A 16958-nucleotide genomic window follows, 5' to 3' on the forward strand; every position below is an offset into this window, starting at 1 on the left:
GCCTTATGAATATTTCCGAACTCAGTATCCGCAGGCCGGTGCTTGCCACCGTGCTCACCATCATTATCTTGCTTTTCGGATTGATAGGCTATACGACCTTGGGTGTACGCGAATACCCCTCGGTGGACAATCCCATCATATCCGTAACGTGCAGTTATTCGGGAGCCAATGCCGATGTCATCGAGAACCAGATAACCGAGCCTTTGGAACAGAACATCAACGGTATCCCCGGCATCCGTTCGCTTTCCAGTGTGAGCCAGACGGGTCAGAGCCGCATCACCGTGGAGTTTGAATTATCGGTCGATTTGGAAACGGCGGCAAACGATGTACGCGACAAGGTTTCGCGTGCCCAACGTTACTTGCCTCGCGATTGCGATCCGCCTACGGTATCGAAAGCCGATGCCGATGCCAGCCCCATCCTGATGGTGGCTATCCAGAGCAATAACCGTTCGCTTTTAGAATTGAGCGAGATAGCCGACCTGACCGTAAAAGAGCAGCTTCAGACCATATCCGATGTGAGCAGCGTGTCGATATGGGGCGAAAAACGCTATTCGATGCGCTTGTGGCTCGACCCCGTAAAGATGGCGGGCTATGGTGTGACTCCAGTTGACGTGAAGAATGCGATGGACAACGAGAACGTAGAACTTCCCTCGGGAAGCATCGAAGGAAATACCGTAGAACTGACCTTGCGCACCATGGGACAAATGCATACCGCCGATGAGTTCAACAATGTCGTAATTAAGGAGGTAGGCGGACAAGTCATCCGACTGAGCGATATCGGGTATGCCGAACTGGGTGCTGCCGACATAAAGAGTTACATGAAGATGAACGGTGTGCCGATGGTGGGCGTGGTGGTCATCCCTCAGCCCGGAGCCAACCATATCGAGATAGCCGATGCCGTGTACGAACGTATGAAGCAGATGGAAAAAGACCTTCCCGACGATGTGTCTTACACGTATGGATTCGACAATACCCGCTTTATCCGTGCCTCCATTGCCGAAGTGGAGAGTACCGTTTACGAGGCTTTCTTCTTGGTTATCGTCATCATCTTCCTGTTCTTGCGTGACTGGCGCGTCACGCTGATACCGATTATCGTGATTCCGGTCTCGCTCATCGGTGCCTTCTTTATCATGTACGTGGCGGGGTTCTCCATCAATGTATTGACCATGCTGGCGGTGGTGCTTTCGGTAGGACTGGTGGTAGACGATGCCATCGTAATGACCGAAAACATTTACATCCGTATCGAACGGGGTATGGAGCCTTTTGAGGCAGGCATCGAGGGGGCAAAAGAAATCTTCTTTGCCGTAGTGTCTACCACCATCACGCTGGTAGCGGTGTTCCTCCCCATTGTATTTATGGAAGGCACCAGCGGCAGGCTGTTCCGCGAGTTCAGCTTTGTGGTGGCTGGTTCGGTGCTCATCTCTGCCTTTGCCGCCCTCACCTTTACGCCGATGCTTGCCACCAAACTCTTGAAGAAACGCGAAAGACAAAGCTGGTTCTACCGCAAGACCGAACCATTCTTCGAAGGCATGAACTACTGGTATGCCCGTGGGTTGAGCGCATTCTTGAAACGCAGGTATTGGGCTATCATTTTCACTGCAGTCACATTGGTGCTTATCGGTTTGCTTTGGACGCATATCCCGGCAGAAATGGCACCTCTGGAAGACCGTTCGAAAATCACAATCAACACCCGTGGCGCCGAGGGAGCAAGCTACGAATATATCCGAGACTATACCGAAGACATCAACCTGCTGGTGGATTCCCTCATACCCGATGCCGAGGCGGTCACAGCCCGGGTATCGAGCGGAAGCGGAAACATTCAGATTACGCTGAAGGACATCAACGAACGCGACTACAGTCAGATGGAGGTGGCGGAGCAGCTTTCGCAAGCCATCAAGACCAAGACCAAGGCACGCGCCTTTGTCCAGCAGCAGTCTTCTTTCGGCGGACGGCGAAGCAGCATGCCCGTGCAATACGTGCTTCAGGCGGTTAGCATCGACAAGCTGGAAAAAGTATTGCCCGCTTTCTTAAATAAGGTGTACGATAACCCGACTTTCCAGATGGCGGATGTCGACCTGAAGTTCAGCAGCCCCGAAATGCAGGTCAACATCAACCGCGACAAGGCAGGAACGATGGGGGTGAGCGTGCGCGATATTGCCGAAACCCTCCAGTACGGATTGAGCGGCCAGCGCATGGGGTATTTCTACATGAACGGCAAGCAATACGAGATATTGGGGCAAATCAACCGCCAACAGCGCAACCAGCCTGCCAATATCCGCTCCATCTATATCCGGAGCGATAAAGGCGAAATGATTCAGCTGGACAATCTCGTGGAATTTGTCGAGTCAATCACCCCGCCCAAGCTTTATCACTACAACCGATTTATTTCCGCTACGGTATCGGCCGGGCTTGCCGAAGGGAAAACCATCGGCCAGGGATTGGACGAAATGGACAAGATAGCAGCCGAGACGCTGGATGAAACCTTCCGCACGGCACTTTCGGGCGACTCGAAAGACTATCGGGAAAGCTCGTCGAGCCTGATGTTTGCCTTCATCCTGGCGTTGGCGTTGATTTACCTCATCCTCGCAGCACAGTTCGAGAGCTTCAAAGACCCGCTCATCATCATGCTTACCGTGCCCCTTGCCATTGCCGGTGCACTGATATTCATGTATTTCGGAGATATCACGATGAACATCTTCAGCCAGATTGGCATCATCATGCTCATCGGACTGGTGGCGAAGAACGGTATCCTCATCGTGGAGTTTGCCAACCAGAAGCAAGAGGCAGGCGAGGACAAGATGCAAGCCATCCGCGATGCTGCCCTCCAGCGCCTGCGCCCCATCCTGATGACCAGTGCGGCTACGGTATTGGGACTTATTCCTTTGGCGTTTGCCACAGGCGAAGGTGCCAACCAGCGCATTGCTATGGGAACGGCAGTAGTGGGGGGTATGCTGGTATCGACATTCCTCACCATGTTCATCGTGCCTGCCATTTATTCGTACATATCCACTAACCGAAACAAAACCAAGAACGTATGAAGCAGATTCTTATCTTGATAATAGCTGTGTTTGCCGCACTTCCCCTTCAGGCACAATATGAATACACGTTGAAGCAATGCCTGGAAGAAGGATTGCTGAACAACTATTCGCTCCGCATCTCGCGCAACGAAGAGCAAATCAGCAAGAACAACGCCACGTTGGGCAATGCGGGTTATCTGCCTACGGTAGATTTTACCGCAGGATATACCGGTGACTTGAACAGCTCCGATTCGAAATTGCGTGCCGACGGGAGTACGGTAGCCGAACGCAATGTGCTCGACCATACCCTCGATGCCGGCATCGACTTGAACTGGACCATCTTCGACGGTTTTAATATCTCTACTACCTACAAGCAGTTGCAAGAGCTGGAACGTCAGGGAGCTACCAATACCCGGATTGCGATTGAGGATTTCATCGCCACGCTCACCGCCGAGTATTACAACTACATCCAGCAGGAAATCCGCCTGAAGAACTTCCGCTATGCCGTTTCGCTCTCGAAGGAACGTTTGCGCATTGTAGAAGAGCGGTACCACATCGGTAATTTCTCGCGTCTCGATTTCCAACAGGCAACGGTAGACTTCAATGCCGACAGTGCCCAGTACATGAAGCAGCAGGAACTGGTGCACACCTCGCGCATCAACCTGAACGAACTGATGGCGAATAAGGATGTAGACCGTCCCATCCGGGTGCGTGATTCGGTCATCGACCTGAACCGCATCCTTGATTTCGACGAGCTTTGGAATGCCACGTTAAGCACCAATGCCAATCTCTTGCATGCCGACCAAAATACCGTCTTGGCTCAATTGGACTACAAGAAAGTCCTCTCGCGCAACTATCCCTACCTGCGCCTGAATGCGGGATATGGCTATACCTTTAATAAATACGATGTGAACGCCACGCGCCAGCGCAACAATTGGGGATTTAGCGGAGGCATCACCATCGGTTTCAATATCTTCGACGGAAACCGCCGGCGCGAAAAGCGCAATGCCAGCCTTGCCATCCGCAACGCCCAGCTGGAACGCGAGCAGGTAGAGCAAGCCTTGCGTGCCGACTTGAGCAACCTGTGGCAGGCATACCGTAACAACCTCCGCCTGCTGCACCTGGAACGCCAGAACCTGATAGCCGCCAAAGAGAATCACGAGATAGCCAAAGAGCGTTACCTCTTGGGAAATCTGTCCGGTATCGAAATGCGTGAGGCACAACAAAGCCTGCTCGATGCCGAAGAACGCATCCTCTCTGCCGAGTATGACACCAAAATGTGTGAAATCTCTCTCCTCCAGCTGAGCGGAAAAATCACGGTGTATCTGAAATGAAATTAACAAATAATCCCAAAAAATAAAAATCAAGACAGATGACATTCTTTTAAATTATTTTCCGTAAATTGCGCCGTTATTCGAAAATCATTAATTCCATGAATATAAAGAAACTATTCTGTCTGTGGATGTTATGCAATGTCTGTTTATTCGGAGCGGCTGCCGATGCACTGCCTTCCCTGTTCCAGTTCAGACACTACAACATAGAAAACGGAATGTCATCGAATACTGTTTACGATATTTTACAGGATGCCGAAGGATACATCTGGATAGGTACAGACAACGGACTGAATCGTTTCGATGGAATCGAGTTTACGTTTTATCAGAAAGAAAGCGCTTCTTCACCAGAATTTCTTACTAATACCATTTCTTGTCTTTGCGAGAGGGGAGACAGTCTGTGGTTGGGCACCGATTGTGGCGTATACATTTTCGAGCGGAAGCCGGAGCGAATCATTCCTTTCCGTCCGGTGGCGGCAGATAGCCTTAGCCCCATCCGGAGTTGGGTTACTAAAATCGTCTGCGACCCACAAGGTAACGTCTGGATAGCTACCCGTTCGCAAGGGGTTTTCCGGTATGCCAACGGAAAACAACTGGCTCATTACCCCATGCGGGAGGATGACGGAAACATTTTCTACCTGTTGTGCGACAAAAAGGGAGAACTATGGGCATCTACTTGGGCAAGGCTGTACAGGTTCGATAAGCAGAAGAATCAATTTACCGCCTTTCCGTTGCAAGACAATCCCGACTCGTTCTATTCAATGGCTATGTGGGAAGATGCAGTAGGAAACCTCTGGGCAGGTACGTGGACAGAGGGTATATGGAAAATCAATCCACAGACGGGAGCGGTGGAACGTTATATGGAACCGCATGGCGACAAAGGCATTTCGCACATCCATGCCATCGGCGAATACTCGTCCAATGTATTATTGGCAGGATCGGATAACGGTCTGGCACTGATTGATCGGATTACCGGGTGCAGTGCGGTGTATGCTTATTATGGCGAAGAAACCAAAGCGCTTTCCGACCGGTTTATCTATCCTATCCTGAAAGACCGGGAGGGAGGTATCTGGATAGGCACCTTCTATAACGGCATCAATTACTTGCCGCCTTACAGCGGACAGTTCGAAGGGTATTCGGACGCAAATGGGAATGGTCTGTTCACAGGCACCATCATCAGTCGCTTTTGCGAAGACGAGGACGGCAAGATATGGGTAGCCTCGGACGATGGAGGATTAAGTCGCTTCGACCCCATCCGCCGCAGGTTTGAAGACTTTCCTGGCAGAACGGCGTTTGCCAACGATAACGTACACGCGTTATGTATAGATGGCGATAACCTGTGGATAGGAACGTACGGGAGAAACATCCGTATCCTGAACCGGAAAACCGGAGCGATAAAAGACTATCAGGATCAGGAACCGGAAGGAATGAGCATCTATACCGTATTCAAGGACAGAAGGGGGCAGATATGGACTGGCTCCATGGTTTCGGTATGTCGCTACGACCGCCCCACGGACAGGCTGATACGCATCGAACAGGTAAAAGCCACCGTAATCGATATGAAAGAAGACGCGAAAGGTTACCTGTGGATTGCCACACAGGGTGACGGGCTGTACCGCTACCAGCCGGAACAAAAAGAATGGAAAGCCTACGGCAAGGCGGAAGGCATCGCCAGCCAGATTGTCAACCAGCTGTACATCGACCGGAAAGACAGGCTATGGGCAGCCACGGGCGAAGGACTCTGCCTCTACCGGGAGAAAGAAGACCGTTTCGTGTGGCAAGCCTTGCGCATCCCGAACGAATGCATCAACGCCATTGCGGAAAGCGATGAACACCTGTGGCTCACCACGGCAAAGGGACTGGTAAAATACCATCCGGAAAACGGACGGACACAAGTGTTTACCCGCAGTGATGGGCTGCAGAACGAGTCGTTCCTCCCCGCTTCGGTACAAATGTCGAAAAACGGTGAAATCTATATCGGGAGCATCAACGGGTTCAACCGTTTTCATCCGCACCGCCTGAAATCGAACACACAAGCCCCCGCCGTGGTGCTGACCGGACTGGAAATATTCAACAAACCCATCGCTACCGAAACCGGAGGCATACTACCCGCAGCTATCGGCGAATTAGAAGAACTGCATCTGCCGTACACCGACAATGTCATCACCTTGAAATACGCGGCATTGAGTTATTGTACCCCCGAGAAAAACCAGTATGCCTACATGTTGGAAGGCTTTGATAAAGACTGGAACTACGTCGGGTCACAGCACAATGCCACGTACACCAACCTTCCTGCAGGGACTTATACGTTCCGGGTAAAGGCTTCGAACAACGACAAGGTGTGGAACAAAGAAGGCACCGCCCTGCGCATCGTCATCCATCCTCCTTTTTACCTGTCTATCCCGTTCAAGGCTGCCTACATCGTCCTGTCCGTGCTCGCGCTGGCCGTATTGATACGCTACATCGTACGCCGAGGTGAAAAAAGACACGCGCAGGCCATCGACGAACTGAACGTGCGGAAGGAAAAAGAAATGCACGAAGCCAAGATTTCGTTTTTCACCATGATTGCACACGAAATCCGTACGCCTGTGTCGCTCATCATCGGGCCGTTGGAAAAGGTGATGCAGTCTACGCAAAACCTGCCGTCGGAAGTGCGCAACGACTTGAATATCATCGATCGTAATAGCCAGCGTTTACTCTATCTGGTAAATCAGTTGCTGGATTTCCGCAAAGTGGAACAAAACGAAATGAAAATGCGCTTCGCGCCGCAGCACATCAAAGAACTGATGCAAGCCGTGTGCGAGCGTTTCCAACCTTCGCTGGAGCAACGGGGCATTACACTGACCGAGGTCTATCCGCCCGAAGACTTCCGTGCCGATGTAGACCGCGAGGCGGTCACCAAAGTGCTGAGCAACCTGATGACTAACGCCAACAAGTACACCCGCGACCAGGTGAAAATGGAATTTGCTGCGCAAGAGCATACGTTTACCTTGACCGTAACCGACAACGGGAAAGGTATGAGCCCCAAAGAACTGCAACTTATCTTCCGTCCTTTCTATCAGGCGCACGACAACAAGCCGGGTACAGGCATCGGATTAAGCATCGTAAAGGGCATTGTAGAAGCTCACCACGGACGCATCGATGTACTGTCGGAAGAAAACAAAGGTTCGTCTTTCCGTGTTACACTGCCGGTGCGGCAAGAGAAAACCGACTCCATAGAAACTGCCGGAGAAGTCCCGGAAGTGCCCGAAGGCATTCTGCAGGTGCAGCCTGCCGGTTTGGCGAATAAGAAGCTGCCTGTCGTCTTGATAGCGGAAGACAACGAAGACATGTCAAGTTTTTTGGCAGACAGCTTCGGCACCGCCTATGTAGTGATTACCGCAGCCGATGGCGCAGAAGCATTACAACGACTGAAAGAACAAGAAGTTTCGCTTATCATCAGCGACTGGATGATGCCCAACGTGGATGGTATCGAATTGTGCCGCCGGGTGCGTGAAGACCGGCTGACCAGTCACATTCCTTTTATCCTGCTGACGGCAAAAACCGATAACGCTTCGAAGATTGCAGGCATGAATTGCGGCGCGGACGCGTATATCGAGAAACCGTTTTCCATGCAATACCTGGAAGCCTGCGTGAAAAACCTGATGGACTTGCGCAGCCAATTACAGCAGAAATTCTCGCAGATGCCGGTAGTGCCCATCAGCACGATAGCGGGCAACCAGGCAGACGAAGAGTTTCTGACCAGGATGAACCAACTGATAGAAAACAATTTCGACAACCCCGATTTGTCGGTCGATTTTCTTGCCGAAAAGTTAGGCATCAGCCGTTCGGGCTTGTTCGCGAAAATAAAAGCGCTGGCAAACGTTACACCCAATGAGATGATTCAATTGGTACGACTGAAAAAGGCGGCATTGTTGTTGCAAGAAAACAAATACCACATCAGCGAAGTGAGTTACATGGTAGGTTTCAGCAACCCGTCGTATTTCAGCAAGTGTTTCCAGAAGCAGTTCGGCATGACGCCCGGTAAATTCATCGCGTCGGGGAAAACCGCAACGAAGTGATGGACGGTCTTTTATGAATGTCCGTATTTTACCAATAGGAGTTAGAAGGAGTTATTTGAGGGAGTTATAGTCAATCAGAAATAAAATGCGAAAAAACATTTGTCATGCTGAGTGCCTATTTCCTGCGGAAAATCCATTCGATTATGACAATACATCAAGATTTTTTCGCAAACCAATTTTGTTCTACTATAAAAGGAGTTAGAAGCCAATACTATTGTCCTTTAACTCCTGCCGAAGGCATAACTCCTTCTAACTTCTTTTATCTGCTGGCATTTTGCGGATATTCATTTTAGAAGCTGTTTTGAATTTATCGTGCGATGATTTGGAATGAGTTTTTGAGGCATTTTTGCTTCTGTGATGAGGAAGATAGCGGGCTATCTGACGAAGAACAGGAGCGAAAAGGACCCAAAAATCGCCCAAAGCACACACGAAAACGGATACATCAAGCCAAGAAAAACTTTTTGGAGAAATTCAAAACAGCTTCTTAATCAAAATCCCAAAATCCTTCCCAATATTTGGAGTTTCTGATAGGGTTGTATTATCAATCCGGACGGCATCCTTTTATGGTTTTCATATCAAAACCGTACGTTCTCCAATTGAAAACCGTACGTTCTCGATATGGAAACCGTACGGTTTTCATATGGAAAACGTAAAAAGAAGGTAGCCTGTAACAGATCCTAAACCATTCAATCATATATTGATTCATATCTGCTAAGCAAATTTATCGGAGAAATTAAAACAATCTCTTACAACATAGTAAAACAATTGGTTTGTGGATATATTTATCTGTAAAAATCATCCAAACAGATGACAAAATCGTCTATATCCTGTTTAAACGTGCTGTACAGCATATTCTGTAGACCTCTACACGACTATTTTCTTATAAGTATGGACTATCTTTTTATCCGGTTTTCAGATTTCCTCCTACATTTGTGCAGATGAAATTTTAAAAATAATAATATGAAGAACTATCTGTTAACACTGATGAGCGGACTTGTAGCGTTGGGAGTCACTTCGTGTGGCAAACCTGCCTATATCCAGCCCGATGCTCCCATTCAGGAAGTGCCGTTCACTCAGGTGCACCTGAGCGATAGCTTCTGGTTGCCCCGCATCGAGACCAACCGCACCGTGTCTATCCCTTCCGCATTTAAAGAATGTGAGAAAAACGGACGATTTGATAACTTCGCCATTGCCGCCGGACTGAAAAAAGGAGAGCACCGGGGCGACTTCTCGTTCGACGATACCGATCCTTATAAGGTGATAGAAGGGGCATCGTATTCGCTCGCGGTGAAATATGACCCGCAACTGGACCATTACCTGGACAGCGTCATCAACATCATTGCCGCGGCGCAAGAACCGGACGGTTATCTTACTACCTGCGTCACCAATAAATGTTATCGTCTCTCCGGATGGTGGGGACGCTCGAAATGGGAAAAAATCAACAGCCACGAGCTGTACAACAGCGGACACATGTACGAAGCAGCCGTCGCCCATTACCGTGCTACCGGCAAGCGTACCTTCCTGGATGTAGCTATCAAGAACGCCGACCTCGTCTGCAAGACCTTCGGACCGGGCGAAGGACAGATACACCGACCCAGCGGACACCCCATCGTAGAGATGGCGCTCTGCAAATTATATAAGGTGACAGGCGACCAGAAATACCTCGACATGGCGAAATACTTCGTAGAAGAAACCGGACGGGGCACCGACGGACACAAGCTGAGCGAATACAGCCAAGACCATAAGCCCATCCTGCAACAAGACGAAATCGTGGGCCACGCCGTACGTGCCGGCTACCTCTATTCGGGTGTGGCGGATGTGGCAGCCCTGACCCATGATACGGCATACTTCCATGCCTTGACCCGCCTGTGGGACAACCTCGTCAGCAAGAAGCTCTACATCACCGGCGGCATGGGTTCGCGTGCGCAAGGCGAAGGCTTCGGACCGAATTACGAACTGCAGAACCACACCGCCTATTGTGAGACCTGCGCTTCTATCGCCAATGTATATTGGAACTACCGTATGTTCCTTGCCACGGGCGAATCGAAATACATCGATGTGCTGGAACGTGCGCTTTACAACGGTGTCATCAGCGGCGTGTCGCTCAGTGGCGACAAGTTCTTCTACGACAATCCGCTGGAATCGATGGGACAGCACGAACGCCAACGTTGGTTCGGCTGCGCTTGTTGCCCGGGCAACGTGACCCGCTTCATCGCTTCCGTGCCCAACTATGCCTACGCCACCCAGCAGAACGACATCTACGTCAACCTCTATATACAAGGTAAAGCCGAAATGCAGCTTGCCGACAGCACCAAGGTCACACTGGAACAGACTACCGGATATCCTTGGAACGGTAAGATAGCCATTAAGGTGACGCCTGATAAAGAAGGAGAGTTCGCCATCCGTCTGCGCATCCCCAGTTGGGCAAAGAGTGCGCCGGTAGCTTCCGACCTCTACGCCTATACCGATGCTCCGAAAAAATATACCCTGAAAGTAAACGGCTCGTCGGCACGGGCAGCCGAAGGCGACGGTTACGAAACCTTGGTACGCACCTGGAAAGCAGGCGACGTCATCGAACTGGACCTGCCAATGGACGTGCGACGCATCCAGGCGAACGACTCGGTAGAAGTAGACCGTGGCATGCTGGCACTGGAACGCGGACCTATCGTATTCTGCCTGGAAGGCAAAGACCAGCCCGACAGCACCGTGTTTAACAAGTTCATCACCCCCGACACACAAATCAGTGCCACCTACGAAGCCAACCTGCTCAACGGCGTGATGGTATTGAGCGGGGCTGCCAAGGAAGTGGAACGCGACAGCTCGGTGAAAGACCTGACCTTCCGCGCCATCCCCTACTCTACCTGGAACAACCGCGGTGCCGACCAGATGGAAGTATGGATTCCCGAATCCAAGGAATACGCTACCCCGACACCCGAACCGACCATAGCCAGCAAGGCACAGATGTTCAGCATACAGGCACCCATCCAGAAAGATGCACCCGAATCGGCTTCGGTCATCTCGTATGCGTGGGGTTTGAACGACCAATGGGAACCACGCCGTTCGTCGGATACTTCGAAGCCTTACCACTACTGGTGGCTGAAAGAAGGCACCGAAGAAAGCCTTGCCTACGAGTTCGACCAGCCTTATACCGTATCGAACGTGCAGGTGTACTGGCTCGACTTCGACCACTACGATGGCAACTTCCGCGTGCCGCAAACCTGGAAATTATATTATAAGGTAGGAAACACGTGGAAAGAAGTGGAAGCCCTCGGCGAATACGGCGTAAAGAAAGATTGCTACAACAGCCTCGACTTCAAGCCCGTAAAGACCACCGGACTGAAAATAGCCGCTCAGCTCCAGCCGGGCGAATCGGGAGGAATCATCGAATGGAAAGTGAAATGACAGTAAACAATTAACTCACATAAAAAATACAAATCATGAAAAAACTGATGATTTCTGCCTTGCTCTTCTTTATCGTAACAGGAGGAGCATATGCACAAAAGGGAACGGCGGCACATGGGTATCCTATCGATCCCGTTCCGTTCACTTCTGTAAAGATTACAGATTCTTTTTGGGGACAACGGCTGAAGGCGAGCCGTGAAACAACTATTCCGTTGGCATTCAGCAAATGTGAAGAGACGGGACGTTATAAAAATTTTGAGATGGCCGCTCATCCAAGCGATACCATCAAGGTAGGCGGATTGTCTTTCGATGATACCGATGTATATAAAACCATTGAAGGAGCCAGCTACCTGCTCCAAACCTATCCCGACAAGAAACTGGAAAAATACATCGACAGTGTGTTGACCATTGTCGCCGCTGCACAAGAACCCGACGGTTACTTGTATACATCACGTACGATGAATCCCAAACATCCGCACGAATGGGCGGGAAGCAAACGTTGGGAGAAAGTAGAGGAACTGAGTCACGAATTCTATAACTTGGGACACATGATAGAAGGCGCTATCGCTCACTACCAGGCTACTGGAAAACGTAATTTTCTCGACATCGCTATCCGTTATGCAGACTGCGTATGCCGTGAAATAGGCGACGGCCCCAACCAGGTGGTACGTGTACCGGGACATCAGATAGCCGAAATGGCACTTGCCAAGCTATACCTCGTTACCGGTGATGAAAAATACCTGAAACAAGCCAAATTCTTCCTCGACAAACGTGGCTACACATCACGTCGTGACGAATACAGCCAGGCACACAAACCGGTCATCGAACAAGACGAAGCGGTAGGACACGCCGTGCGGGCCACTTATATGTATGCCGGCATGGCAGATGTGGCAGCCCTGACAGGAGACACATCGTATGTACATGCCATCGACCGCATTTGGGACAACATTGTAGGCAAGAAACTCTATATTACCGGCGGTATCGGAGCCACCAGCAATGGAGAAGCTTTCGGAGCCAACTACGAACTGCCTAATATGTCGGCTTACTGCGAAACTTGTGCAGCTATCGGCAATGTGTATGTCAATTACCGTCTCTTCCTGTTGCATGGCGATGCCAAATATTACGATGTACTGGAACGTACGCTTTACAATGGATTGATTTCGGGCGTATCGCTCGACGGCGGAGGATTCTTCTATCCCAATCCCTTGGAATCTATGGGACAACACCAGCGTCAGCCCTGGTTCGGATGTGCTTGCTGCCCGTCGAACATCTGCCGCTTTATTCCTTCGCTTCCGGGATATGTATATGCCGTAAAAGACCGCAATGTATACGTCAACCTTTTCATGTCGAACAACGCGACACTGAAAGTTAACGGCAAGAAAGTAGAACTGTCACAAACCACTTCGTATCCTTGGAACGGAGATGTCACCATCACCGTAGACCGTAACAGTGCCGGACAATTCGCCATGAAAGTCCGCATACCGGGCTGGGTACAAAATCAAGTCGTGCCGAGCGACCTGTATATGTACACTGACGGACTGCGCCCCAAATACAGCGTGAAAGTAAACGGTGAAGAAATGAATGCTGAACTGCAGCAAGGCTATTTTACCATCGACCGGAAATGGAAGAAAGGCGATCAGGTAGAAGTGCACTTCGACATGGAACCGCGCACCGTCAAAGCCAACAACAAAGTGGAAGCCGACCGTGGACGCATTGCGATAGAAAGAGGCCCGATTGTATATTGCGCCGAATGGCCCGACAACGACTTCGACGTACTGAGCATCCTGATGAACCGCACACCGAAATTTGAAGTGGTGAGCAAACCCGACCTGCTGTACGGCATCAATGAAATCAAAACTCAGGCACAAACCCTGGAATATGACAACAACGGACGCCTCGTTGCAAAAGACCATACACTGACTCTGATTCCTTACTATGCATGGGCACACCGTGGCTCGGGCAACATGGCGGTATGGTTGCCCTATGAAGTAAACGCTACCCGTCCGACGGCTATTCCTACATTGGCATCGAAAAGCAAGGTAGATGCATCTCACAAAGGTTCATCGCTTTCTTCTATCTCCGACGGACTGGTGCCAAAAGATGAGAACGACCGTACCATTCCTTATTATCATTGGTGGCCTAAAGAAGGGACAACCGAATGGATTTCATACGAGTTCCCTGAAGAAATGACCGTCTCCAGCTCTACGGTTTATTGGTTCGATGACGCTCCATGGGGCGGATGCCGTGTCCCGAAGTCATGGAAGATTTACTACAAGGACGCAGCAGGTGCATGGACTCCGGTTCAGAATCTGAATAACTATGGCGTAAAGAAAGGCGACCCGAACATTGTTGATTTCGAACCGGTCAAAACCAAAGCCGTCAAATTGGAAGTTGTATTACCAGAGAAAAACGCTTCCGGAATTTATGAATGGGAAGTGAAATAGTATTCAAGTAGTAAAGGAGGTAAAGTAGTAAGGAGATAAAAGAGGTAAAGTTTTGATGATATCGCTAAAAAATAAAGCTTATATTCGAACTTCGCTTCCTTTCTCTCCTTAATACGTTACCTACACAATATAAACCCGACAAACCAATGAAATATTCCATACTCACAACCGCCGCACTCCTGATTAGCGGTGCGGCTTGGGCGCAAGGCACATTAGAAGATTACAACCGCGCTTACGGGCTGCGCGAAAAATACAGTCCGAAATCAGTATACTACAGCAACGTAAACCCGCAGTGGATAGAAGGCACCGATTGTTTTTGGTACATACGAAATACCCCCGAAGGTGAGGAATACGTGAAAGTAGATGCCAGCGAGAAGAAACGCGCTCTTTTATTCGACTCAAACAAGTTATCGGCATCCCTTGCCGCAAGCACAAGCAAAGAAATCGACCCGATGCAGCTTCCCATCCGCGGATGCCGCGTGTTGCAAAGCCTGGACACCTTGCGCTTCGTTTTTGAAGGAAAGCGCTGGTGCTTCGACATCACCCGCAACAAGCTGACCGAGGAAGGCAACCTTCCTGCACCGGGACCGCAACGCCACTGGATGGAACGGGATGACGAAAAAGAGGGAGCACCCGTCACTTCGCCCGATGGCAAGTATGTGGCTTTCATCAAAAACGACAACGTATGCGTACGCAATATCAAAACCGGTGAAGAAAAGCAACTGAGCCAGGACGGCACGATGGCAAACTATTACTCCTCTTACATTTATTGGTCGCCCGACTCGAAGTATGTAGCCTCCTGCCGCATCCGCCCTACCGAGAAACGGTATGTATACTACGTGGAATCATCACCTGCCGACCAGCTTCAGCCCAAACTGCACAAGCAAGAATACGCCAAACCGGGCGATGAATTACCCTTTAAAGTGCCTTGCATCTTCGGGGTGGAAGATGGCAAACGGCTGATTCCTTCTACCGAACTCTTCAGCCGGCAATATGAATTGTACGGACCGATGTGGAACAGCGATAGCAAAGGAATTACCTTCGAATACAACGAACGCGGACACAAAGTCTACCGGGTACTCGAAATGTCGGTAACTGATGGCAGCGTACGCCCGCTTATCGAAGAAAAGGAAGAAAAATACGTCAACTATCCGCGCATCTACCGCTACTACCTGAACGACGGCAAACGCATCATCTGGTCGAGTGAACGGGATAACTACAACCACCTGTATCTATACGACCGCGCTACGGCAAGCCCCATCAACCAAATCACCAAAGGCGAGTGGTACGTACGCGAAGTGCAATACGTCGACGAAGCCAACCAGCAGATTTATTTCTCGGCCAACGGGGTGAACAAAGACGAAGACCCGTATCTGATACATTATTACCGCATCGGCTTCGATGGCAAAGGCATGAAAGAACTGACTCCTGAGGAGGGAATGCACAAAGCATGGTATTCATCAGACCATAAATACTTGGTAGATGTCTATTCCAAAGTAGACCAGGCTCCTGTAGCCGTACTGCGCAACGCGGAAAACGGCAAAGTACTGATGGAACTGGAAAAAGCCGATATTTCGAAACTTACCGCCAACGGCTGGAAAGCTCCCGAAGTATTCGCAGCCAAAGGACGCGACGGCAAGACCGATATGTGGGGCATTGTCTACCGTCCGTCCAACTTCGACGCTTCGAAGAAATACCCTGTTATCGAATACATCTACTCTGGTCCGGGCGACCAATACGTGCCCAAGACCTTCTCACCTTTCAACGGCTACATGTCGGCGATTGCCGAACTGGGCTTCATCGTGGTGCAGGTAGACGGCATGACCACTTCGTTCCGCTCGAAAGAGTTTGAGGAAGTATGCTACAAGAACCTGAAAGACTCCGGACTGGCAGACCACATTGCCTGGCTGAAAGCCCTTGCGCAGAAATATCCGTACATCGACCTCGACCGTGTAGGTATCTTCGGATGTTCGGCCGGCGGACAAGAGGCACTGAACGCCGTCCTGATGCACCCCGAATTCTACAAAGCCGCCTACTCGGCTTGCGGATGCCACGACAACCGCATGGATAAGATTTGGTGGAACGAACTGTGGATGGGCTATCCGATAGACGATTCATACAAGGAATGCTCGAACGTGGAAAACGCCCACCTGCTGACTCGCCCGCTGATGTTGGTGGTAGGCGAACTGGACGACAACGTAGACCCTGCCTCCACCATGCAAGTGGTCAATGCGCTGATCAAAGCCAACAAAGATTTCGAACTGGTAGTTGTCCCCGGAGCGCACCACACCATGGGCGAAGCTTTCGGCGAGCACAAACGTTACGACTTCTTTGTGCGCCACCTGATGGGTGTCAATCCTCCGGCATGGAGCGACGTGAAAACAGGAAATCAATAGCTTCTTATAATATGAATATCCTCACGAAACCAGTAGGTAAAAGGAGTTAGAAGGAGTTATGCCTTCGGCAGGAGTTAAAAGCCAATAGCATAAAAGTATTGGTCTTCTAGCTCCTTTTAAGAAGCTGTTTTGAATTTATCGTGCGCTGATTTGGGATGAGTTTTTGAGGCATTTTCGCTTCTGTGATGAGGAAGATAGCGGGCTATCTGACGAAGAACAGGAGCGAAAAAGACCAAAAAATCGCCCAAAGCACACACGAAAACGAATACATCAAGCCAAGAAAAACTTTTTGGAGAAATTCAAAACA

The 16958-nt window shown here is 50.2% G+C and carries 7 protein-coding genes; all 7 read left to right on the forward strand.

Features of this window, described 5'->3' with window-relative positions; translation table 11 throughout:
* The first annotated feature begins 5 nt into the window (after window positions 1-5).
* The 7 genes from B5G04_RS18850 (at window position 6) to B5G04_RS18880 (ending at window position 16651) form a co-directional block, all read left to right on the forward strand.
* The gene (locus B5G04_RS18850; protein WP_087398333.1) at window positions 6-3038 is read left to right on the forward strand and encodes an efflux RND transporter permease subunit; all 3033 of its coding nucleotides are present in this window, start codon (window positions 6-8) and stop codon (window positions 3036-3038) included.
* Window positions 3035-4351: a TolC family protein gene (locus B5G04_RS18855; protein ID WP_087398334.1), complete on the forward strand. Its 1317-nt coding sequence runs from the start codon at window positions 3035-3037 to the stop codon at window positions 4349-4351. The genes B5G04_RS18850 and B5G04_RS18855 overlap by 4 nt, the downstream gene beginning before the upstream one ends.
* A gap of 98 nt (window positions 4352-4449) precedes the next feature.
* Complete coding sequence (locus B5G04_RS18860) at window positions 4450-8409, forward strand: hybrid sensor histidine kinase/response regulator transcription factor (protein WP_087398335.1); 3960 nt, start codon at window positions 4450-4452, stop codon at window positions 8407-8409.
* A 317-nt stretch (window positions 8410-8726) separates the two neighbouring features.
* Window positions 8727-8897, forward strand: a complete 171-nt coding sequence (locus B5G04_RS20110) for a hypothetical protein (protein WP_158100146.1) — start codon at window positions 8727-8729, stop codon at window positions 8895-8897.
* A gap of 472 nt (window positions 8898-9369) precedes the next feature.
* A complete protein-coding gene (locus tag B5G04_RS18870; protein WP_087398337.1) occupies window positions 9370-11811 on the forward strand; it encodes a glycoside hydrolase family 127 protein in 2442 nt (813 codons plus the stop codon).
* Between the two features lie 35 nt (window positions 11812-11846).
* The gene (locus B5G04_RS18875) at window positions 11847-14255 is read left to right on the forward strand and encodes a beta-L-arabinofuranosidase domain-containing protein (RefSeq protein ID WP_087398338.1); all 2409 of its coding nucleotides are present in this window, start codon (window positions 11847-11849) and stop codon (window positions 14253-14255) included.
* Window positions 14256-14401: 146 nt separating this feature from the next.
* The gene (locus tag B5G04_RS18880; protein WP_087398339.1) at window positions 14402-16651 is read left to right on the forward strand and encodes a S9 family peptidase; all 2250 of its coding nucleotides are present in this window, start codon (window positions 14402-14404) and stop codon (window positions 16649-16651) included.
* Window positions 16652-16958: the final 307 nt, after the last annotated feature.

The organism is Bacteroides sp. An51A, from assembly GCF_002161565.1.
Taxonomy (GTDB): Bacteria; Bacteroidota; Bacteroidia; order Bacteroidales; family Bacteroidaceae; genus Phocaeicola; species Phocaeicola intestinalis.